Genomic DNA, 21046 nt, shown 5'->3' on the forward strand with positions numbered 1-21046 from the left:
GTGCTTCCCCCGGGTCCGGCCCCGCGGCCATGCCGCCACCCGGCGGCGGGGCCGCAGGGTGGCGGGGTCATACGTAGATGCTGCACCCGACGGTGAGGTGGACCCTGATGGGCACGGGTGGATCCGGCGACCGGCGACCCCGCTGGGGGAGAGTCGGCGCGTCGCTGCTGCTGGTGATCCCCCTGCTCGCGGTGACGGCGGCGACCGGCCCCGGCGACGCCGAGGCACGTACCCTCGCGGCGGACGCCGGCGACAGCCGGGTGGCGTACGCGGGCACCCGCCACCGCAGCCTCGGGCGGGTGGCGACCGGCACGTCCAGCACGCCCCTGTTCGGGGAGGGCCCTGCGCACCAGGACCTGCAGCCCGCCGCGCTGGGCGACCGGCTGGTCTTCGCCAGCCGCCGCGACGAGCGGAACCCGCAGGTCTACCTGCGGGCCGCGGACGGCTCGGTGCACCGCCTGACCAGCGGCATGGACGCGGCGAACCCCCGGCTGACCCCCGACGGCCGGTCGGTCGTCTTCGACTCGGGGCCGACCGCCGGGGCCGGCGGCAGCCAGCGCGACCTGTGGCTGGTGCGTACCGACGGCACCGGCCTCACCCGGCTGACGGACACCCCCGCGAACGAGCAGGACCCGACGGTCTCGCCGGACGGCGGACGTCTGGCGTACTCCAGCGACGAGGACCGGGCCGCCGGACGGCAGGTCTACGCTCGCCCCCTGCGGGGCGGCGCCGCCACCCGCGTCTCCGACCCCGCCAACGGCACGGCGACCGAACCGGTGTGGAACCCGGTGGACAACACGGCGAACCGCGACGTCATCGCGTACACCGCCACCGGACCGGACGGGCCCCGCCTGCGGTGGACCGACGGACGCGGCGGCGGCCCGCTGCTGGCGGGCGCCCAGGCGAACTGGCGTACCCACGGGGCAGCCTGGCTGCCCGACGGGAACGGACTGCTCTTCCTCAGCCCGGACCGCACCTGTGACTGCGTCGGCGACTGGGACCACGTCTTCCGGGTGCCCGCGCACGCGGCGGACACGCCCCAGGTGGTGCTCAGCGAGGACCGCGAGGTCGGCGCGCCCACCTGGCTCGGTCCGCTGGACGGCGGCGGCACCGTGGTCGAGCGCACCTCCGCGGCCGGACCGCGCGTGGTGACCCTGCAGGACGCCCGGATGGACGGCTCCGACCCCCGCGACCTCGGCCTGACCATCCTCAAGGAGGACCCGGCGGCCGACACGAACACCGACCCGGCCAAGGACCCGCTGTTCCAGCCCGCCCCCGGGTCCGACCCGTGGACCGAGCGGCAGAACTACACGCCCGACGGGCGCAGGATCGTGGTGACCCGCTTCGAGGACACGCCCGACGGGCGGATCGAACGGATCTGGATCGCGGACGCCGACGGTTCGCAGCCGGCGCCCCTGCCGCTCGCCGGCCGCGGCCCCAAGGACTGGGACACCGACCCGACGTTCTCCCCCGACGGCAGGTCCCTGGCCTTCACCCGGACCTCGCCCGGCGGCGTCGGCGGCGCCGCGGGCCCCTCGCGCATCCTGATCGCGGACGCCGCCACCGGCGCGATCCGCGGCGAGATCACCCCGCCCGCCGGCCAGCCGCGGGGCGGCGACGCCCAGCCCACCTGGTCCTCCGACGGCACCACACTGGCCTTCACCCGCAACCTCGTGATCAACGGCCATGGCGGCAACAAGCACGTCTGGACCGTGCCCGTGGACCGCCTGCACCAGCAGCGCGACCTCAGCGCCGGCGTCTGCTTCGGCGCCTGCGAGGTCATCGACGACAGCCCGGCGTTCTCCCCGGACGGCGCCACCATCGCCTTCAACCGCAAGAACGGCGGCGGCCGCGTCGACGAGCGCAGCGGGATCCTGCTCGCCTCCGCGGCGGGCGGGGCCTGCCGGGTGCTGCTGCCCGATGCCGCCCGCGACGTCCCGGGCGCCTGCGGCCGGGAACTGCCCGAGCCCCCGGACAAGGGGCCGTTCCAGCCCCGCGACGCCGCCTGGACCGCCGACGGCAAGAGCCTGGTGCTCAGCGCCCGCGGCTCCCGGGCCGTCAACAGCCCGGAGAAGCTGAAGCACGTCGACGTGGCCACCGGCGCCCACAACCTGCTCGTCACCGGCCTGCCGGGCCGCCAGAAGGAACCGAGCGTGCAGCAGTCCGTGGACCTCGCCGTCCGGGCACCGGACAAGGCCGCGCCGCTCACCGTCGGCGGCTCCGCCACCCTGCGGGTCGACGTCGTCAACCACGGACCGGCGGCCTCGCCCGGGACCCGGCTGACGATCGCACCCCCGCTCGGCGTCGGCGTCACCGGACTCACCGCACCCGGCGCCACCTGCGAGGTGGCGGCGCTGACCTGCACCCTGGGCGTGGTCCGCCCCGGCACCACCGTCCCGGTCACCGCCACCCTCACCGGCCTCACCCCCGGAGACCAGACCATCGGCTGGTCGGTCACCGGCACCGTGCTCGACCCCCGCCCCAGCGACAACAACGACCGGACCGTGGTGCCCGTCCGCGCGGCCCCCGTACCCCCGACGCCCACCCCGGCCCCGCCGGCCCCGACCCCCGCCCCGCCGGTGCCGACGCCGCAGCCCGAGCCGCCGGCGCCCGCGGCCGGTCCCGGGGTCCGCGTCACGGCGCAGCCCAACCCCGGCTACGTGGGCGGCCGCGTCGTCGTCACGTACACCGTCGCCAACGGTCGGGGCGCCCTGGCCACCGGCCTGCGGCTGCGCATCGGCCTGCCCGCGGGCCTGCCCAACGGCGGGCCGCCGCCGGGCTGCGACCAGAACTGGCTGTGCGCCCTGCCGGACCTGGCACCGGGCGCCCGGACCGTCCTCCAGGTCGTCCTGAACCCCGACAAGGCCCTCACCGGCCGGGTGACCGGCAGCCTCACCACCACCGGCACCGACGCCGACCCCGGCGACAACACCGCCGAGCAGCAGCTGCGCATCCTCCAGCCGCGGATCGTCGCCGTGCCGCCGATCGGCAAGCCCGGCTTCGTCACCTCGGTGCGCGGCGAGGACTTCCCGCCGGGCGTGCCGGTGCGGTTCGCGTGGAAGCCGGGCATCACGGCGGCGGCCGCGCCGACCGTCCCCCAGCCCGACGGCACGTTCACCGGCCAGCTGCTCATCCTCGCCAAGGACCAGACCGGACCCCGGATCATCACCGCGAGCGGCCCCGGATTCTCACCGGTGCAGACCGACTTCCTCGTGGTCAGCGGTACGGTGCAGCCGCCGGACGAGGTGACCCGCCGGTGATCCACGAGGTCGACGAAGGACTGCGCCGGCTGCTGGCGGAGTCCGGCCTGGAGGCGTCGGGCGTCGAGGTGGTCTTCGACGCGCCGACGCGCGACTGGGCGGCGCGCCGCAGTGCGCCCACGGTCTGCGTGTTCCTGTACGACATCCGCGAGGACCACACCCGGCGCGGCAGCGGCGCGGGCGAGGTGTACGACGCCGACGGCTTCGTCGTCGCGCGCCGCACACCGCCCCGCTGGTTCGATCTGACGTATCTGGTCACCGCGTGGGCGAGCCGGCCGCAGGACGAACACCGGCTGCTCTCCCAGGTGCTGGCCTGCCTCGTGTCCACCGACACGCTGCCCCAGCACCTGCTCGGCGGCACGCTCGCCGAACTCGGACTGCTCGTGGACGTGGACGCGGGGGGCACCGGCATGGACGCCCCGGCAGCCTCCGACGTGTGGTCGGCGCTGGGCGGCGAGCTGAAGCCGTCCCTGGGCCTGCGCGTGAAGGCACCGCTGGCGGGCATCAGCAAGGTCGCGTCCCCGCCGGTCACCGAGGGGCTCCTCGTACGGTCCGTGCCGCAGGCCGAGCCGGACGGAACCGAGGGCGCGCGCCGGCTGCGCTACGCCGAGCTGGGCGAACCGGGCCCGGAGGGCTTCGGCGGCTCCCGGCAGCGGCCGAACGCGCCCGCGCGCCGCCGCCGAGGAGAACGCCAGCCATGACCCACACGCTCACCCCGACCCCGACCGAGGCGACGGCCGGGGCGACGGCTCCGGCCGAGGCCCCCGTCCCGTACCTCTGGGAGCGGCTCCGGGTCGTCGAGGAGCGCGTGCGCCGGGCCGTGGCGGCCCGGCGCGCCGTCGATCCCGACCCCGACGACCCCTACCGGGGCCAGTACCTCACCCCCGACGCCGCCGCCCGCATCCTGGACGCGCGGCAGGGCCACGGCCTGCCCGCGCTCGGCCCGGCCGGCCCGGCCGACCCGCCGCCCGGCTCGCCGCTCGGGATCCTCGCAACGCGCTTCGCGCTGGCCCCGCTCGACCTCGACCTGCTCCTGGTCGCCCTGGCGCCGGACCTCGACGCCCGCTTCGAACAGCTCTACGGCTACCTCAACGACGACCTGACCCGCCGCCGGCCCACCGTCGGCCTCGCCCTCGAACTGTGCGGCCGCACCGGATCCGCGGCCGCACGGTTCCGGCTCTCCCCCACCGCCCCGCTCCTCGCGGGCGGCCTGCTGGAGGTGACCGAGCCCGAACGGCCGCCCCTGTCCCGGGTGCTGGCCGTCCCCGACCGGGTCACCGCCCACCTGCTGGGCGACGCCTCACCCGACCCGCGGCTGGCCGACGTACTCGGCGAGGCCACCGAGGACCCGGCCGTCGACCCGGCCGAGCTGCACCGGGCCGCCGCCGCAGCGGCCGGCGGCACCGGCCACGTCCACCTGCGGACCCGCGGCGGCGACCCCGTCGGCCTCGCCGCCGCCGCGCTGCGCGCGAACGGGCCGGCCCCCCTCGCCCTGGACGCCGCCGCGCTCGCCCACCACGCCCGCGCCGTGCCCGAACTGGCCCGCGCCACCGCCCGCGAGGCCCGCCTCACGGGGGCCGGCGTACTGCTCGGACCGGTGGAGGACCTGCCCGACAAGCCCGACGAACGGGCCCGCGTCCTGCGCACGCTGTGCACGGAGCTGCGCGGCATCCCCCTGTTCACCTACGGAACGAGCGGCTGGGAACCGGCCTGGGCGGCCGACACCCCCGTCACGCTGACGGTGGCCTCCCCCGCCCCCGACCGGCAGGTCGTCCGCTGGCGGCTCGCGCTGGAGCGGGCCGCCGACGGCCACGGCACGACGGGGGCGGGGGCAGGGGCGGGGGCAGGGGCAGGGGCGGCGGCGGCGGGCGACGCCGACGCCCTCGCCCGGTCCGTGTCCGCGCACCGGCTCGACGCGGGACAGCTGCGCCGCGCCGCCGGCACCGCCGTCCGTACGGCAGCGCTCGACGGCCGCCCGGTCTCCCCCGAGGACCTGCGCGCCGCCGTACGGGCCCAGAACGGCGCGGGGCTCGCCCGGCTCGCCCGCCGCGTGGAGCCCGCGGTGGGCTGGGACGACCTGGTGCTGCCCGCCCCCACCCACCGCAGCCTGCGCGAACTCGCGGTCCGTGCCCGCCACCGCGACCAGGTGCTCGGCCAGTGGGGCATGCGGCCCGGCGGCGGACGCGGGCGCGGGGTGATCGCCCTGTTCGCGGGCTCCTCCGGCACCGGCAAGACCATGTCCGCCGAGGTCGTCGCGGCCGACCTGGGCATGGACCTGTACGTGGTGGACCTGTCGACGGTCGTCGACAAGTACGTCGGCGAGACCGAGAAGAACCTGGAGCGGATCTTCACCGAGGCCTCGGCGGTCAACGCGGTCCTGCTGTTCGACGAGGCCGACGCGATCTTCGGCAAGCGCTCGGAGGTCAAGGACTCCCACGACAAGCACGCCAACATGGAGTCGGCGTATCTGCTCCAGCGGATGGAGTCCTTCGACGGCATCGCCATCCTGACGACCAATCTGCGGGCCAACCTCGACGAGGCGTTCACCCGCCGCCTGGACGTGGTCGCGGACTTCCCGGTGCCCGACGCGGCCCAGCGGCTGGCCCTGTGGGAGCGGTGCCTGGGCGACCGGCTGCCCCGGGCCGGAGACCTCGATCTCGCCTTCTGCGCCGACCGGTTCGAGCTGGCCGGGGGATCGATCCGGGCCTGCGCGGTCACCGCCGCCTACTTCGCGGCCGACGCGGGTGAGCCGCTGACCATGCCCCAGGTCGTGAAGGCCGTCGCCCAGGAGTACCGCAAGCTCGGACGGCTGCTCCTGGAGAGCGAGTTCGGACCGTACGTGGGCCAGGTCACGCAGTTCTGAGCCGGGCGGCACCGGACCGGCCGGGCCCGCTGCCTGGCAGGTCCGGCGGCGGCGACCACGAGGGCAGCGCGCTTGCCCCCGGCCAGGTCCGCAGGTCTCTGCCACCGGCGGCGGCAGCCGTAAAGGCTGTGCACAGAACTGATCACGGAACGACGTGAATTGAAGACCGAAGGAGCGAGCATGCCGACGTACCTCACCCCGGGCGTGTACGTGGAGGAGGTGCAGTCCGGTGCTCGCCCGATCGAAGGGGTCGGCACCGCCGTCGCCGCGTTCGTCGGGTTCGCCCAGAGCGGCCCGTTCCACGAGCCCACCCTGGTCACCAGCTGGGACCAGTACAGCCAGCACTTCGGCGGCTTCACCGAGGGCACCTACCTGCCCCACGCCGTCTACGGGTACTTCGCCAACGGCGGCGGCGCCGCGTACGTCGTCCGCATCGGCGGATCGGCCCAGGACGCCTCCGCTCCGGCCGCCGCCGGCGGACGCCCCCAGCCCCGCGCGGTGGAGCCCGCCGAGCTCGGCGGCTTCCTGCTCTCGGCCCGGCCGGGCGTCACCGGCGTCTCCGTGGAGATCGCCGCCGCGGACGGCGAGAACCCGCCCGAGGACCGCTTCAAGCTCGTGGTCCGCCAGGGCGAGCAGGTGGCCGAGAGCTACGAGGTGTCCGCCCGCAAGAACGTCAAGGGCTACCTCGTCACCCAGGCCCGCGCCTCGAAGCTGATCGAGGTCACCGAGCAGCGCGGCGCCACCCAGACCCGGCCCGCCGCCCAGACCGTGGCCCTGGCCGACGCCCCCGCCGCACCCGCCACCACCGGCCAGGGCGGCGTGGCCCGCCTCGACCCGGCGGAGTACGTCGGCGACGCGGCCGCCCGCACCGGGTTCGCCGGCCTGGAGACCATCGACGAGATCACCATGGTCGCGGTCCCGGACCTGATGAGCGCCTACCAGCGCGGCGACATCGACTCCGAGGGCGTCCGCACCGTGCAGCTCGCGGTGATCTCGCACTGCGAGCAGATGGGCGACCGCGTGGCCGTCCTGGACACCCCGCCCGGGCTCTCCGCGCAGCAGGTGCGCAACTGGCGCAACGACGAGGCCGGTTACGACTCGCGCTACGCCACCCTCTACTACCCGTGGGTGCGGGTCTTCGACCCGGCCGCCGGCCGCAACACCACCGTCCCGCCGAGCGGCCACATCGCCGGCGTGTGGGCGCGCAGCGACGCCGAACGCGGTGTGCACAAGGCCCCCGCCAACGAGGTGATCCGCGGCGCGGTCGACCTGGAACTGCGCCTGAGCAAGGGCGAGCAGGACCTGCTCAACCCGATCGGCGTGAACTGCGTACGGGCCTTCCCCGGCCGGGGCATCCGGATCTGGGGCGCCCGCACCCTGTCCTCCGACCCGGCCTGGCGCTACCTGAACGTGCGCCGCCTCTTCAACTACCTGGAGGAGTCCATCCTCCTGGGCACCCAGTGGGTGGTCTTCGAGCCGAACGACGACCGGCTGTGGTCGAGCATCCGGCGCAACGTCACCGCCTTCCTCACCGAGGAGTGGCGCCGCGGCGCGCTGTTCGGCCGCACGGCGGCCGAGGCGTTCTACGTCAAGTGCGACCGGGACAACAACCCGCAGGAGTCGATCGACCAGGGCCGCGTGGTCTGCGAGATCGGCGTCTCGCCGGTGAAGCCCGCCGAGTTCGTGGTGTTCCGGCTGGCCCAGTTCTCCGACAGCACCAGTCTCGTCGACGAGTGACCCTCCGGGGCAGCAAGGAAAGGTGAAGGACAGTCATGGCAGAGGGCGATGCTCTTTCCACCCATATCTTCGGCGTACAGCTCGGCGGCTACCTGGTCGAATCGATCCAGGAGATCAGCGGCCTGACCGTCGAGGAAGAGGTCGTCGAGGTCCGCCAGGTCAGCGCGGAGGGCAAGCAGATCATCCGCAAGCAGCCCGGCGCGCGCCAGGCGGGCGAGGTCACGATCACCCGGGGACTCGACAAGAGCAGCGAGTTCACCAAGTGGATCAAGGAGACCCTGAACAACGGGGCCGTCGACACCGCTCGGCAGAACCTCACCATCGAGATCAAGGACTCCACGGGCGCCACCGTGCGCCGCATCCAGCTGATGCAGGGCTGGGCCTCCAAGTGGGAGGGCCCGTCCCTGAAGGCGGGCGAGTCCGCCGCGGCCACCGAGTCCGTGACCATCGTGTTCGAGGAGATCATCGTCGAATGAGGCGCCGTACGGTCACTGCGGGCAGCCTGGAGGAGATCCTCCAGGTCACGGCGCCCACCCAGACCCCGGAGCAGGTGGCGGTACCCCCGGCCGCCGCCGCTCCGGCCCCGGCTTCGGCTTCGCGCGAGGACCACGGGCTGCGCACCGAGTTCGAGTTCGAGCTGCCGCGCGGGTACGTGGACGAGGCGGGCACCGTGCACCGGCACGGCTCGATGCGCCTGGCCACGGCCCGCGACGAGCTGCGCCCGCAGATCGACCTGCGGGTGAAGGAGAACCCGGCGTACCTGAGCGTGGTCCTGCTCAGCCAGGTCATCACCCGGCTGGGCACGATCACCGACGTGCACGCCGGGATCGTGGAGCGGATGTACGCGACCGACGTCGCGTTCCTCCAGGACTTCTACCGGCGCGTCAACAGCGAGGGCCACACCCGTGCGGCCGTCACCTGCCCGCACTGCGAGGGCGGCTTCGAGGTCGACCTCTCCGGTGGGCGCCTGGGGGAATCGTGACGTACGCCCTCCCCCGGCTCAGGGAGGAGATCGCGTACATCGCCTACCACTTCCACTGGCAACGCGACGAGATCCTCGACCTGACCCACGGCGAGCGACAGGAGTGGGTCACCGAGATAGCTCGTATCAACACCCGTGTGAACGAAGGCGGTTGAGCACATGGCATGGCGGGACAGGCTGCGTCGGCGCGCCGCCGTGCCGGACGCCGCGGCCGACGGGCGGACAACGCCCCCGGACACGGCGCCCTCCGGCGGCGCGGCCGGTGCGGGGCAGGCCGGTGCGGGGCAGGCCGGTGCGGGGCAGGCCGGTGCGGGGCAGGCCGGTGCGGGGCAGGCCGGTGTGCCGGGCGACTGGGACGGCGGCTGGCGCATGACGACGGCGCCCCGGCTGACCTTGTCGCGCGCGCCGATGGGCGTCAGCGACGGGCTGGCCTTCCGGTCCGGACTGGCCGCGTGGCGCGATCCGTCGTTCGACACCGGGCTGGCCCACGCCGTGCTGCCGTCCGCCCCGGCCGGCCTCGTACGCGGGGTGGCCCGCCCCGCCGCCGCACGCCCCGGCCCGGCCTCCGCCTCCGGCGGCGGCCCGCTGCTGCTGCGCGCGCTGCGGCGCCCGACCGAAGCGGAGCCCGCGCCCGGGGCGGAGGCACCGCTCACCCACGTACGGACCACGGCTCCGGCCGCACCCCGCGAGCCCGCCACCGCGCCGAAGCGCGACACGCCGCAGATCTCCCGCCGGACCCGGCCCGGCACCGGCTCGTCCGCGGACACGTCACCGTCGGCCTCCGCCGCGCCCGCACCCCGCGAGCCCGGCAGGCCGTCGTCCGGCTCCCGGCCCTCCGGCGGCGCACCGTCCCGTACCGGCTCGTCCTCCGGGTCGGCCCCCGCGTCCGGGGGACCTTCGTCCGGCGGGCCCTCGTCCCGTTCCGGCTCGTCATCCGGCTCGGCCCCCGCGTCCGGCGAACGGTCGTCGGGCTCCCCTTCGTCGGGCTCCCCTTCGTCGGGCTCCCCTTCGTCCGGCGGGCCGTCGGCCCGTGCCGGCTCCCGTCCGAGTGCTTCGGCTCCGCACGGCCCGGTCCCGGGTGCGGCCGCGGGTCCGTCCGCGCCGGGTCCGGTCGTTGCCCGTGCCACCGCCCGTGGCGGCGCGCGGGCGGGCGGTCCGGGTGCGGAGGCACCGGCCGGTGGTACGCCCGGCAGCCGTGGGCTGACGTCCACGCACTCCCCGGCCGTGCTCGGCGCCCCCGTTCCCGCCGTGCAGCGCGCCGAGGGTGCCGTCGCCGCACCCGGCCGGGCGGCGACGCCGCCGGTCTTCCCGCTGATCCGCCGTATCGCGGTGGTCCCCGGCGCGACCGCCGAAGGCGGCGCCCCGGCGGCCCGCCCGGCATCCGCCGCGTCCACCCCGCCCGTCCAGCGGGCGGCGGCCGCCCCCGACGCCCCCTCGCCCCGCGCCGAGGCCGTGCACACGGCGGTCCGGCCGCGCCCCGTCGGCCGTGCGCTGACCGCGGCCCGGGTCCCCGCCGCGCCCAGGCGCCGCGTGTCCGTCGTACGTCCCACCCGCGCGCCGGCCACGGCCACACCCGGACCGGACACCCCTGTGCAGCGTGCGGAGAGCCGCGCCCCGCTCGGCGCCCCGCCGGCCGAACTCCCGGGCGCCTCCGCTCCGTCGGCCGGCTCCCCGGCGACACCCGGCCCCGCCGCGGCCTCCGCCCCGGCTCTGCCCGTGGTCCAGCGCCAGGCGGAAGCCACGGCCGACGCCGGGGCGCCCGTGCAGCGTGCGCAGACCCGCGTTCCGCTCGGCGCACCCCTCACCGAACTGCCCGCCACCGCAGTGCCGTCGGCCCGCTCCACGGCGACCCCCGGCTCCACGGCGACCCCCGGCTCCGCGCCCGCCCCCGCCCCGGCCATGCCCACGGTCCAGCGCCAGGCAGCACCCACGGCCGACACCCCGAGCCCCACCCCGGCCGGAGCACAGACCCGCGCACCCCTCGGCACACCCCGCACCGAACTCCCCGCCACCACCACGACCACCAGCTCCGCCCCCGCCCCCGCCCCGGCCATGCCCACGGTCCAGCGCCAGGCGGAGCCGACCCTCGAGGCCCCGGCCCCGGAACGTTCCGCTCCGCGCGTGCGCAGCGGGCTGGGTGCTCCGCTGCCCGCGCTGCCGCCGAGCGCCGCGCGGCCCGGCTTCCCCGCCGACGTCCAGCGCGCGCCCGCTCCCTCGTCCGTCCACGCCCCCCTGCTGGGCGCGGGCAACGCGCAGAGCCCCGCCACCACCGCACCGGCCACCACCGCGGCTCCCGCGTCCGGCGGCCCGGCCGGCGCGACCCCGCTCGTCCAGCGGGCCGCCGCCGCCTCGGCGGACCTCCCGGCCGGGGCCGGCACACCGGCCCCGCCCGCCCGCCGGACCGGCGGCCCGGTCCCGCTCGTCGTCGCCCGGCCCGTCACCGACCCGCCGCCGCACGCCGCCCGCGACGCGGCCGCGCCCGTGCCCCGTACCCTTCAGCTCCTGTCGGCGCGGCCCCTGCCCCTCGACACCCGCGACATGGGCAGTGCGGCCGCCCCCGCTCCCCGTCCGGCGAGCCGTCCCGTGGTCGCGGCACGCTGGCCCTCCCCGTCCGCCGCGCCACCGCAGGTCCAGCGCGCCTCCGACGGGCCGCGGCCGGCGCGTACCCCCGCCTCCCCGGGCCACGGCCCGCGTCCCGTCCACGCCGTGCGCCCGGCGCCCGCCCCGGCCGTCACCGCCCGTGGCCGTGGCCCGGCCGCGCCCCTGCCCGTGACCGGTGCGCACGCGGCGCCGCTCGTGGTCCAGCCGTCCGCGGCGGCCTCGTCCTCTGCGCAGCCCGTCCCGGTGGTGCGGCCCAGGACACCGGCGCCCGCCGTCCCCCCGCCCGTCACCGGCCCCGCGCTCCCGCCGGGCACGCCACCGGTGCAGCGCGCCACGGGCGGCGGCCGGAGCACCCCCGCCCCGGTGAACGTCCAGACCGCTCCGCCAGCGACCGGCGGCGGCAACCGCCGCCCGCCCACGGCCACGGGCACGAAGGCGGGCACGCCGACGGGCACGCAGACGGGCTCCACCGCCTCGAGCCGCCACGAGCGCAAGGAAGCGGCCGCGCCCCAGATCCCCGACGCCGACCTGGACGACCTGGCCCGCCGACTGCTCGATCCGGTCGCCCGCCTGCTGCGCACCGAGCTGCGGCGCGGCCGGGAACGCGCCGGCCGGCCCTTCGACGGACGCCGCTGAGCGCGCCGCGCACACGTACGAACGAGAAACGGACGACGGACCGATGACGGACAACATCTTCGCGACCAGCGTGTTCTTCCGGCTGGCGATCGGCGGCAACGACCTGGGCGCCTTCCACACCTGCTCCGGCATGGGCGCCGAGGTCGAGATGGAGAGCTACGCCGAGGGCGGCAACAACGGTTTCACCTGGCAGCTGCCGGGCCGCGTGACCTGGTCGAACATCACCCTCACCCGGCCCGTGACCGCCGACACCGCGAAGATCGGCCGCTGGCTGGACGAGACGCTGCGCCGGGTCGAGCCGAAGGACGGCGAGATCGTCGCCCTGCGGCCCGACCTGAGCCGGATCATCAGCTGGCAGGTGTTCGGGATCGTCCCGGTCCGCTGGCAGGGGCCGTCCTTCGACCCCGCCAACTCCGCCGCGGCGGTGGAGACGTTGGAGATCGCCCACGCGGGCCTGCTGCCCTCCTGACACCCGCGCCTCACCGCCACCCGCCCGCCCTGCCCGCCCCGCCCCCCGTCCGCTTCTCCGTCCCCGCTCCGGAAGGGAGCCCACGCCATGGCCTCATCGGCACGCGCCAGCCGCGCCAGGGCCCAGCTCACCCTCAAAGAGCCCCCCACCTCGGTCGGCGCCAAGCCGGGCGGGACGATCGCGAAGCTCGACCTCCAGTTCAACCCCTCCACCCTGCAACTGGGAAAGACCACCGAGTGGCGGCGGTCCCCGTCCCGGATGGCGGGGCAGTCGGCGCTGCCCGAGTTCGTGGGCAGCGGTCCGCGCACCCTGAGCCTGGACGTGTTCCTCGACGCCACCGCCACCCACGACAACTCCGTGGAGCAGGCGGTGGAGAAGCTGATGAAGGCGTGCGTGCCGACCCCGGCCAGCCTCGGCCGCAAGAAGCCGGCGAGCCCCTGGGTCCGCTTCGAGTGGGGCAGCGCACGGACGACCTCGTTCGACGGGGTCCTGTCGAACCTGTCGATCTCGTACACGCTCTTCGACGTGGACGGCAAGCCGCTGCGGGCCACCTGCTCGCTGTCCATCGAGGAGGCGAGCGTCGACCCGCCGGGCCAGAACCCGACCTCCGGCTCACGCACCGCCCGCAGCACCCACATCGTGGTGGCGGGCGACAGCCTGGCGATGCTCGCCTGGCGCGAGTACGGGGACGCGACGGCCTGGCGGGCCATCGCGGAGGCCAACGGCATCGACGACCCGATGGCGCTGGTCCCCGGCACCGAGCTCGTGGTGCCGGGCGTACAGGACGAAGACGGCGGCGAGGAGGAACAGCGGTGAGCGGATCCGAGTCCGGGGGCCGGTCGTTCGCGGCCGACCCCATCGTGGAGGCACCCGGCGAACTGCCGCCGGTGTGGGTCGCGCAGCTGGTGAGCTGTGTGGTCGACGAGAACGTGGGCCTGCCGGACACCGCGGTGCTCACCTACCGCGACCCCGACCACGAGTTCCTGCGCGCCACCGGCATCACCATCGGCTCCCCGCTGCGGGTGTCGGTGACGACGGTGAAGGGGCAGGCCCGGGAGCGGCTGTTCAACGGCGAGGTCACGGCCCTGGAGATCGACCGGGACCGCACCGGCTCGTTCACCGTCGTACGCGCCTACTCCAAGGCGCACCGCCTCCAGCGCGGCCGCAAGGTCGTGGCGTACCGCAACATGACGGCCGCCGCCATCGTCCGCAAGGTCGCCGCCGGCGCCGGGCTGGCCGTCGGGAAGGTCGAGGCCGCGCCGGTGACGTACAAGCAGTTGTCGCAGGCGAACGTCTCCGACTGGGACTTCCTGCAGTTCCTCGCGGGCGAGAGCGGCGCTCAGGTGCGCATCGACGACAAGGGGCTGCTCCAGTTCACCCGGCCCGTGAAGGCCTCCGGTGCGCCCGCCCCGTCCACATCGGCGACGCGCAACCCGATGGTCCTGGAATACGGTCGCAACCTCCTCGCCCTGCGCGCCGCGCTGTCGGCCGCCGACGGCGCCTCCAAGGTGCAGGTGCGCGGCTGGGACGTGACGACCAAGCGGCCGCTGATCGCCGAGCAGCCGTCCGTGGTCAGCGACACCGTCGTGCCCGGCCTCGGCCCGCAGCTCGCCGCCCGGTTCGGCAAGTCCTCCGTGGCCGTCACCGACACCCCGTACCGCACGCAGGCCGAGACGATGGCGGCCGCGAAGGCGGCGGCCGCCCAGACCAGCGCCGGCTTCGGCGAACTGGAGGCGGTGGCCGAGGGGAACCCGCTGCTGCGCGCGGGCAAGCCGGTGGCGCTCGGCAACGTGGGGCAGGCCTTCTCCGGACGGTACACCGCCACCGCCGTGCAGCACGTCCTGGAGCCGCACGGCGGCTACCGCACCACCGTGTGGGTCAGCGCCAGCCCGGACCGCTCCCTGACCGGCCTGGTGACCGGCGCCAACGCGCCGGGACGCGGGCCTCGCATCCCCGGGCTCGCCATCGGCGTGGTGACGGACGTCCGCGAGCCGAACGGCTCCCAACGCGGCGCGGTCCGCCTGAAGTTCCCCTGGCTCGACGACACCTACGTCACCGACTGGGTGCGCACCGTCCAGTGGGGCGGCAAGGGCGGCGGCGGCGTGGTGAGCCCCGAGGTCAACGACGAGGTGCTGGTCGGCTTCGAGCAGGGGCTCCTCGACAGCCCGTACGTCCTCGGCGGGCTCTACAACGGCGTGGACCAGCCCTCGCCGCACGACGTGCCGCTGATCGACAAGACCAGTGGCAAGGTCAACCGCCGCTCGGTGGTGTCGCGTTCGGGCCACCGCGTGGAGCTGCTGGACGCGGCCGCCCCGGGCCCCTCCGGGCTGCGGCTGGTCACCGGGGACGAGCGGCTCGAAGTACGCATGGACGACCGCCGCGACCGGATCGAGCTCACCGTGTACGCCGGGCGGGGCCGCCCCCTGACCTCGGTCCTCCTGGACAAGACCGGCATCACGCTGGACGCCGGGAAGGGCACCGTGAAGGTCTCCGGCCGGCAGGTCGACATCGACGGCACGGCCGGGGTCAGCATCGGCGGCCGGTCGGTGAAGGTGAACGGCACCACGGACGTCACCGTCAACGGCGGCCTGCTCGCCGTGCTCAAGGCCCGGCTCATCCGGATCAACTGACAGTCCCCCCCCCACCGCGTACCCCGACCCCGACCCCGTACCACGACCGTACGACCGCCTTCCCGAGGAGCACCCGATGCCAGCCGCAGCCCGTACCGGCGACCCCACCAACCACGGTGGCCGGCTCGCCACGCCGCCGCCCGGCGCCGCCGCGGCGGTCGCGACGGTGCTGATCGGCGGCCGGCCCGCCGCCGTCGTGGGCAGCCTGCACGTCTGCGTCGTCCCGCCGCACGCGGCCATGGGACCGGCCAACGTGATCATGCCCAACCCGGCCGCCCTCACCGCGGGAGCCGTGCTCATCGGCGGGCTGCCCGCCGCCCGGGCGCGCGATCAGACCGCGTGCGGCGCCATGGTCCTGACCGGCGCCCCCAACGTCCTGATCGGAGGCGCGTGATGAGCGAACGGTTCATCGGCCGCGGCTGGGCCTTCCCGCTCCGCGTCGGCCCGACCGGCGGGATCGCCATGGTCGAGCGGGAGCGGGAACTGGAGGAGGCCATCCGCCTCGTGCTGGGCACCGCGCCCGGCGAGCGGCCGATGCGGCCCGAATTCGGCTGCGGCATCCACGAGTACGTCTTCGCCCCCGGCGACGGCGACACCGCCGGGCGCGTCGCCCAGCAGGTGCGCGAGGCGCTGGAGCGGTGGGAGCCCCGGATCGCGGTGGACGAGGTCGTCGTGGCCTTCGACTCCGTCGAGGCGGGCACCCTCTACATCGATGTGCACTACACGGTGCGCACCACCAACGACCGGCGCAACCTGGTCTTCCCCTTCTACACGATCCCCTCCGAGGAGGGGGCCGAGGAAATGGTCGCGGACTGATGGCCCTGCCCTCCCCCAACCTGGACGACCGACGGTTCCAGCAGCTCGTCGACGAGGCGAAGCGGTACGTGCAGCAGCGCGCCCCGGAGTGGACCGACCACAACGTCTCCGATCCGGGCGTCACCCTGATCGAGACCTTCGCCTACCTCGTCGACCAGCTGCTGTACCGGCTGAACCGGGTCCCGGACAAGAACTACCTGGCGTTCCTCGACCTGTTGGGCATCCAGCTGTACCCCCCTTCGGCCGCCCTCGCCGACGTCGACTTCTGGCTGTCGGCTCCGCAGCCCGACACGGTGACCCTGCCCGCGGGCACCGAGGTGACCACCGCCGCCGGCGAGACCGAGGAGGCCGTGGTCTTCGCCACCACCGACGATCTGCGCATCCTGCCCAGCGAGTTGACACGCCTGGTCACCGCGCCCCGCACCGGCGACCTGACCGACCGGACCGGCGCGCTCGCCGAGGGCCGCGACATCCCGTGCTTCCAGGCGACGCCCGAACCCGGCGACGCGCTGCTGTTCGGCCTCCCGACCGCCGTGCCGCGCTGCGTGGTCGCGGTACGCCTCGACAGCCGCGTCGAGGGCGTCGGCGTCGACCCGCGCCAGCCCCCGCTGGTGTGGGAGGCGTGGGACGGCGCCCGGTGGCAGCGCTGCGAGACCGACTCCGACAGCACCGGCGGCCTGAACCGGCCCGGCGAGGTCATCGTGTACGTGCCTGCCGGCCACGCCGCCGCCCTGATCAGCGGGACCCGCGCGGGCTGGCTGCGCTGCCGGGTCACCGAACCGGAGCCCGGCCAGCCGTTCTACTCCGAGTCACCGACCGTGCGCGAGGCCTCCGTCTTCACCGTCGGCGGCACGATGACCGTCGAACACGCCGAGCGCGTGGCCGACGTACCCCTCGGCGCGTCCGAGGGCGTGGCGGGACAGACCTTCCGGCTCGGCCGCCCGCCCGTACTCCTCGACGGGGAGCCCCCGGTCGTGGAGGTGTCCTCCCCCGAGGGGTGGCAGCGCTGGGACGTCGTGGACCACTTCGGCCGCTCGCGGCCCGAGGACCGGCACGTGCGCGTCAATGCCACCACCGGCGAGTTCGCGTTCCCGCCGGTGCTCCGCGAAGCCGACGGCACCCTGCGCCCCTGCGGCGCCGTACCGCCCAAGGGCTCCCAGGTCCGGGTGGCCCGCTACCGCACCGGGGGCGGCCCGGCGGGCAACGTCTCCCGCGGGGCGATCTCCGTACTGCGCAGCTCCGTCCCGTACGTCGCGCGCGTCGCCAACCGGGAGGCGGCGCGCGGCGGCGTCGCCGGGGAGACGATCGACAACGCCAAGCTGCGGGCGCCGGAGACGCTGCGCATGCAGGAGCGCGCGGTGACCGCCGAGGACTACGAGATCATCGCCCGTCAGGCGGCGCCCTCGGTGCGCCGGGTCCGCTGCCTGCCCGACCGGGACGGCGGCGGCCCGGGCGCGGTACGGGTCCTGGTGGTGCCGGACGCGGTGGCCGACGAGGGCGACGACCGGCTCCGCTTCGAGCAGCTGATCCCCTCCGACCAGGTGCTCACCGCCATCACCCGCACCCTCGACGAACGCCGCCTGATCGGCACCCGGCTCGTCGTGGAACCACCCGTCTACCAGGGCGTCACCGTCGTCGCCCGGCTGTCGGCGCCCGCCGGGGACGCCGACCGGGTGCGCGAGGCGGCGCTCGCCGCGCTGTTCCGCCACCTCAACCCGCTGCGCGGCGGACCGGACGGCGCCGGCTGGCCGTTCGGGCGGCCCGTGCAGTACGGCGAGGTGTTCGGCGTACTGCAACGCGCCATCGGGGACGTGCTGGTGGAGGAGATCCGGATGTTCGCCGCCGACCCGATCACGGGCCGGCGCGGGGCCCCGGTCGACCGCATCGACCTCGGTCCTGGCGCGCTCGTCTTCTCGTACCAGCACCAGGTGGTCGTCACGGAGCCGGAGCCGGAGCCGGGGCCGGGGCCGGGGGTGCGCGGATGAGCCGGGCCGCCGTCCCGGGCCTGCCCAGCCGGCACCCGATCGGGGAACAGCTGCCCGCGCTGTACGCCGACGACGACTTCGCCCAGCGGTTCACGGCGGGCCTGGACACGGTCCTGGCCCCGGTGTTCTCGGTCCTCGACAACCTGCCCGCCTACTTCGACCCCCGGCTGGCCCCGGCCGACTTCCTGCCCTGGCTGGCCACCTGGGTCGGCGGCGTCGACGACCCGCGGTGGCCGCTGGAGCTGCGGCGCGAGGCGGTGGCCCGCGCGGTCGAACTGCACCGGTGGCGCGGCACCCGGCGCGGCCTGACCGAGGCCCTGCGGCTGATCCTGGGCGTATCCGCCGAGGTCAGCGGCGACGGCGCGGCCACCTGGTCCCGCACACCGGGCGCCGACCTGCCGCCCGCGCCCCCGCAGGAAGTCCTGATCCGGGTCTGGCCGCTCCACGACGGCGGAGCGCACCCGGTGGACGCGGACCGCGTCCACGCCCTGATCCGCACCCTGTGCCCCGTCCACACGGTCTGCCGGGTGGAGGTCCTGCCGGGACCGCCCGAAGGCGAGGAAAGGTGACGGCCATGCGCGCGTGCCCGGTATGCGGAGCCTCCAACTCCCCCACGGAATCCTTCTGCCCCAACTGCGGCGCCTACCTGGGCTGGTCGGACCCCACCCCACCGGGCTCAGCCACACCCCACCCAACCCCCGACACGGACACACCCGACACGGGCCAGACCCAGGCGGCCCAGGCGGCCCAGGCGGCCCGAGCCCAACAGGCCCCCGCCCAGCCGGACACGACCGGAGAGGCCACGCCCCGAGAGGGCACGCCCCAAGGGACCACGCCCCGGGAAGGCTCTGCCCACGCGGGCCCGGCCCAGACGGGCACCGCCCGGGCAGACACAACCGGGGCCCAACAGACCACGCCCCAAGGGGCCGCGCCCGGGGAGGGCTCAGCCCAACACGGCACGACCGAAGCGACCACGGCACAGTCCGGCCCGCCCCGGGAAGGCTCTGCCCACGCGGGCACGCCCCAAGGGGCCGCGCCCGGGGAGGGCTCAGCCCAACACGGCACGACCGAAGGGACCACGGCACAGTCCGGCCCGCCCTCGGAAGGGTCAGCCCACCTAGGCACCGCCCGCCACGACACGGCCCAAGCGGGTTCCGCCCGGGCGGCTCAAGGGGCCACGCCCGGGGAGTCCGCAGCCCAACACGGCACGCCCCCAGCTACCCCGACACATACACGCCCGGCCTGGACGGACCGCGCCCACGCCGGCCTAACCCAAGCCAGCGGGACCCCAACAGGCGCGTCCCAGACCGGCACGGCCGGGGAAGGCACGTCCCAAGCGACCCCGGCACGGGAGGGCTCAGCCCGATCCGGCCCCACCCGGGAAGGCACGCCCCAGGGGGGCACGCCCCACACAGGCACGGCTCGGACGGACAGCGCCCAACCGGGCCCCGCCCGCGAAGGCACGCCCGAAGGGGCCACGCCCCGGGAAAGCACGGCCCAACAGGGCAGGCCCCACACGGACACAGCCCGGGAAACCACCGCTCAGGCAGGCGCAGCCCAGGACAGCGCGGCCCAACCAGGCGCAGCCCAGGAGGCTGCGTCCCGAGGGGCCATGCCCCACGAAGCCACCGCCCAAGCAGGAACGGCTCATGGCGGCACGGCCCCCGCCCCGGAAGGCAATACCCGGGCAGGCGCAGCCAGGCGCGCCGCGGCCCCGACGGGCATAGCCCAGGAGGCTGCGGCCCAAGGGGCCGTGCCCCACCAGGGCACACCGCGCGAAGCCACCGCCCAAGCTGGAACGGCTCAGGACGGCGCAGCCCGAGCAAGCAACCCCCAGGCGGTCCCCGCCCGGGAGGGCAACTCCCGAGCGGGCATGGCCCGGGAAGGCGTAGACCCAGCGGGTACGGGCCCTGTGGCGGCGCAGCCGGAGGGGGTCGACGGGGCGGCGGAGGCGGAGGCTCCGGGCGCCCGCGCAGGGCTGCGGCTGCGCTGGTCGCGCCGACGGGCCGCCCCGGAGTCAGCCCCGGTCGGTCTGCCCGGCGCCGAGCCGACGGCTCCGCCCGCCCGCGCGGGCCTGCGGCTGCCCTGGCTGCGTCGGCAGTCCCCCGCGGCCGTGCCCGAGGGCGATGCGCCACAGGCACCGGCAGACGGCGGCGACAGCCGGGACGGGCAAGAGGCGGGTGGGACGCAGGCGCAGCCAGTGGCCCGGCCGTCCTCCGAACCCGCCACGGCCTCCCCCGGCCCCGTCGCCCCAAGCGTCCCCGCGGCACCGACCCCGGCCCCGGCCCCGGCCCCCGTTCAGCCCGCGAAGCCCGTCGCGCCGCGCCCCGTCGTGCGGCCCGCCGCGGTGAGCGACGTCGTGGCCGGGGTGCCGTGCCCGGCCTGCGGTACGCCCAACCCGCCCGACCGCCGCTTCTGCCGCCGCTGCGCGGCTCCGCTCAAGCCGGCCGCCGCGCCCGCCCCCCTGCCCTGGTGGCGCACGGTCTGGCCGCTGCGCCGCCGCACCCGCGCCGGCTCCGGCCGGCTGGTGCGGTTCCTGGTGGTCCTGGCCGTCGTACTGGCCCTGTGCGCGGGCGGCTTCCTCCTGCTGCCCGCCGGCCGCCACCTGGTCCAGGACACCCTGGACAAGCTCGGCAAGGCCAAGGCGGTGACCGCCACCCGCGCCGAGGCGAGCGCCGACCTGCCCGGGCACCCGGTGGGCCACGCCACGGACGGGCTCAGCAACCGCTACTGGGCCGCGCCCGGCCCCGGCGCCTCGGTGACGTACACCTTCGGCAAACCGTTCCGCCTGGTCGCCGTGATCATCACCAACGGCGCCTCGACCTCCCCGGAGGACTACGCGAAGCAGGGCCGGGCCCTCCAGATCGACATGGAGGTGACGGACCGGGACGGCCGCAAGGTCAACAAGAAGCTCACCCTGAGCGACAAGCCCGGCCCGCAGACGTTCACCACCGGCATCAGCGACGTCACCACGGTCCGCCTGACCCTCGACGCCCCCGCCGGCCTGGCCCCGGACCGCCATGTCGCCCTGGCGGAAGTGGAGTTCTTCCAGCGGAGCTGACCGGCT

General features: G+C 75.9%; 16 protein-coding genes and 1 pseudogene. All 17 read left to right on the forward strand.

Going from position 1 to position 21046, the window contains the following annotated elements; genetic code table 11:
• Window positions 1-107: 107 nt before the first annotated feature.
• The 17 genes and pseudogenes from ACTVZO_RS19115 to ACTVZO_RS19195 all read left to right on the forward strand — a co-directional run bounded on the left by ACTVZO_RS19115 (window position 108) and on the right by ACTVZO_RS19195 (window position 21040).
• Complete coding sequence (locus tag ACTVZO_RS19115; protein ID WP_443299549.1) at window positions 108-3260, forward strand: hypothetical protein; 3153 nt, start codon at window positions 108-110, stop codon at window positions 3258-3260.
• Window positions 3257-3961 (forward strand): DUF4255 domain-containing protein, encoded by a 705-nt coding sequence (locus tag ACTVZO_RS19120; RefSeq protein WP_443299550.1) that lies wholly within the window; start codon window positions 3257-3259, stop codon window positions 3959-3961. Before ACTVZO_RS19115 ends, ACTVZO_RS19120 begins: the two co-directional genes overlap by 4 nt.
• Complete coding sequence (locus ACTVZO_RS19125) at window positions 3958-6123, forward strand: ATP-binding protein (protein WP_443299551.1); 2166 nt, start codon at window positions 3958-3960, stop codon at window positions 6121-6123. The genes ACTVZO_RS19120 and ACTVZO_RS19125 overlap by 4 nt, the downstream gene beginning before the upstream one ends.
• Window positions 6124-6303: 180 nt before the next feature.
• Complete coding sequence (locus ACTVZO_RS19130) at window positions 6304-7860, forward strand: phage tail sheath family protein (protein WP_443299552.1); 1557 nt, start codon at window positions 6304-6306, stop codon at window positions 7858-7860.
• Between the two features lie 35 nt (window positions 7861-7895).
• Entirely contained in the window at window positions 7896-8336 is a 441-nt protein-coding gene (locus ACTVZO_RS19135; RefSeq protein WP_030388073.1) for a phage tail protein, read from the forward strand.
• Window positions 8333-8842, forward strand: a complete 510-nt coding sequence (locus ACTVZO_RS19140; protein ID WP_443299553.1) for a hypothetical protein — start codon at window positions 8333-8335, stop codon at window positions 8840-8842. The genes ACTVZO_RS19135 and ACTVZO_RS19140 overlap by 4 nt, the downstream gene beginning before the upstream one ends.
• Window positions 8839-8997, forward strand: a complete 159-nt coding sequence (locus ACTVZO_RS19145) for a DUF6760 family protein (protein WP_167739575.1) — start codon at window positions 8839-8841, stop codon at window positions 8995-8997. The genes ACTVZO_RS19140 and ACTVZO_RS19145 overlap by 4 nt, the downstream gene beginning before the upstream one ends.
• Window positions 8998-9001: 4 nt before the next feature.
• Window positions 9002-12079, forward strand: coding sequence for a hypothetical protein (locus tag ACTVZO_RS19150; protein WP_443299554.1), 3078 nt, complete (start codon window positions 9002-9004; stop codon window positions 12077-12079).
• A 43-nt stretch (window positions 12080-12122) separates the two neighbouring features.
• A complete protein-coding gene (locus tag ACTVZO_RS19155; protein WP_030664136.1) occupies window positions 12123-12548 on the forward strand; it encodes a phage tail protein in 426 nt (141 codons plus the stop codon).
• Window positions 12549-12635: 87 nt separating this feature from the next.
• Window positions 12636-13364, forward strand: coding sequence for a CIS tube protein (locus tag ACTVZO_RS19160; RefSeq protein ID WP_443299555.1), 729 nt, complete (start codon window positions 12636-12638; stop codon window positions 13362-13364).
• Window positions 13361-15178 carry a VgrG-related protein gene (locus ACTVZO_RS19165; RefSeq protein WP_443299556.1) on the forward strand — a complete coding sequence of 606 codons (1818 nt, stop codon included), beginning with the start codon at window positions 13361-13363 and terminating at the stop codon, window positions 15176-15178. Before ACTVZO_RS19160 ends, ACTVZO_RS19165 begins: the two co-directional genes overlap by 4 nt.
• 76 nt (window positions 15179-15254) lie before the next feature.
• Window positions 15255-15572: a PAAR domain-containing protein gene (locus ACTVZO_RS19170; RefSeq protein ID WP_443299557.1), complete on the forward strand. Its 318-nt coding sequence runs from the start codon at window positions 15255-15257 to the stop codon at window positions 15570-15572.
• Entirely contained in the window at window positions 15572-15994 is a 423-nt protein-coding gene (locus ACTVZO_RS19175; RefSeq protein ID WP_030722541.1) for a GPW/gp25 family protein, read from the forward strand. Before ACTVZO_RS19170 ends, ACTVZO_RS19175 begins: the two co-directional genes overlap by 1 nt.
• Window positions 15994-17979 (forward strand): putative baseplate assembly protein, encoded by a 1986-nt coding sequence (locus tag ACTVZO_RS19180; protein WP_443299558.1) that lies wholly within the window; start codon window positions 15994-15996, stop codon window positions 17977-17979. Before ACTVZO_RS19175 ends, ACTVZO_RS19180 begins: the two co-directional genes overlap by 1 nt.
• Entirely contained in the window at window positions 17976-18548 is a 573-nt protein-coding gene (locus ACTVZO_RS19185) for a phage tail protein (RefSeq protein WP_443299559.1), read from the forward strand. The genes ACTVZO_RS19180 and ACTVZO_RS19185 overlap by 4 nt, the downstream gene beginning before the upstream one ends.
• Window positions 18549-18553: 5 nt before the next feature.
• Window positions 18554-18619 (forward strand): annotated as a pseudogene (locus ACTVZO_RS19190) (zinc-ribbon domain-containing protein); the annotation flags it as partial.
• A 1272-nt stretch (window positions 18620-19891) separates the two neighbouring features.
• On the forward strand, window positions 19892-21040 hold the full coding sequence (locus ACTVZO_RS19195; protein ID WP_443303221.1) for an NADase-type glycan-binding domain-containing protein: 1149 nt from the start codon (window positions 19892-19894) through the stop codon (window positions 21038-21040).
• Window positions 21041-21046 lie beyond the last annotated feature (6 nt).

The organism is Streptomyces sp. IBSNAI002, assembly GCF_052244475.1.
Classification (GTDB): Bacteria; Actinomycetota; Actinomycetes; order Streptomycetales; family Streptomycetaceae; genus Streptomyces.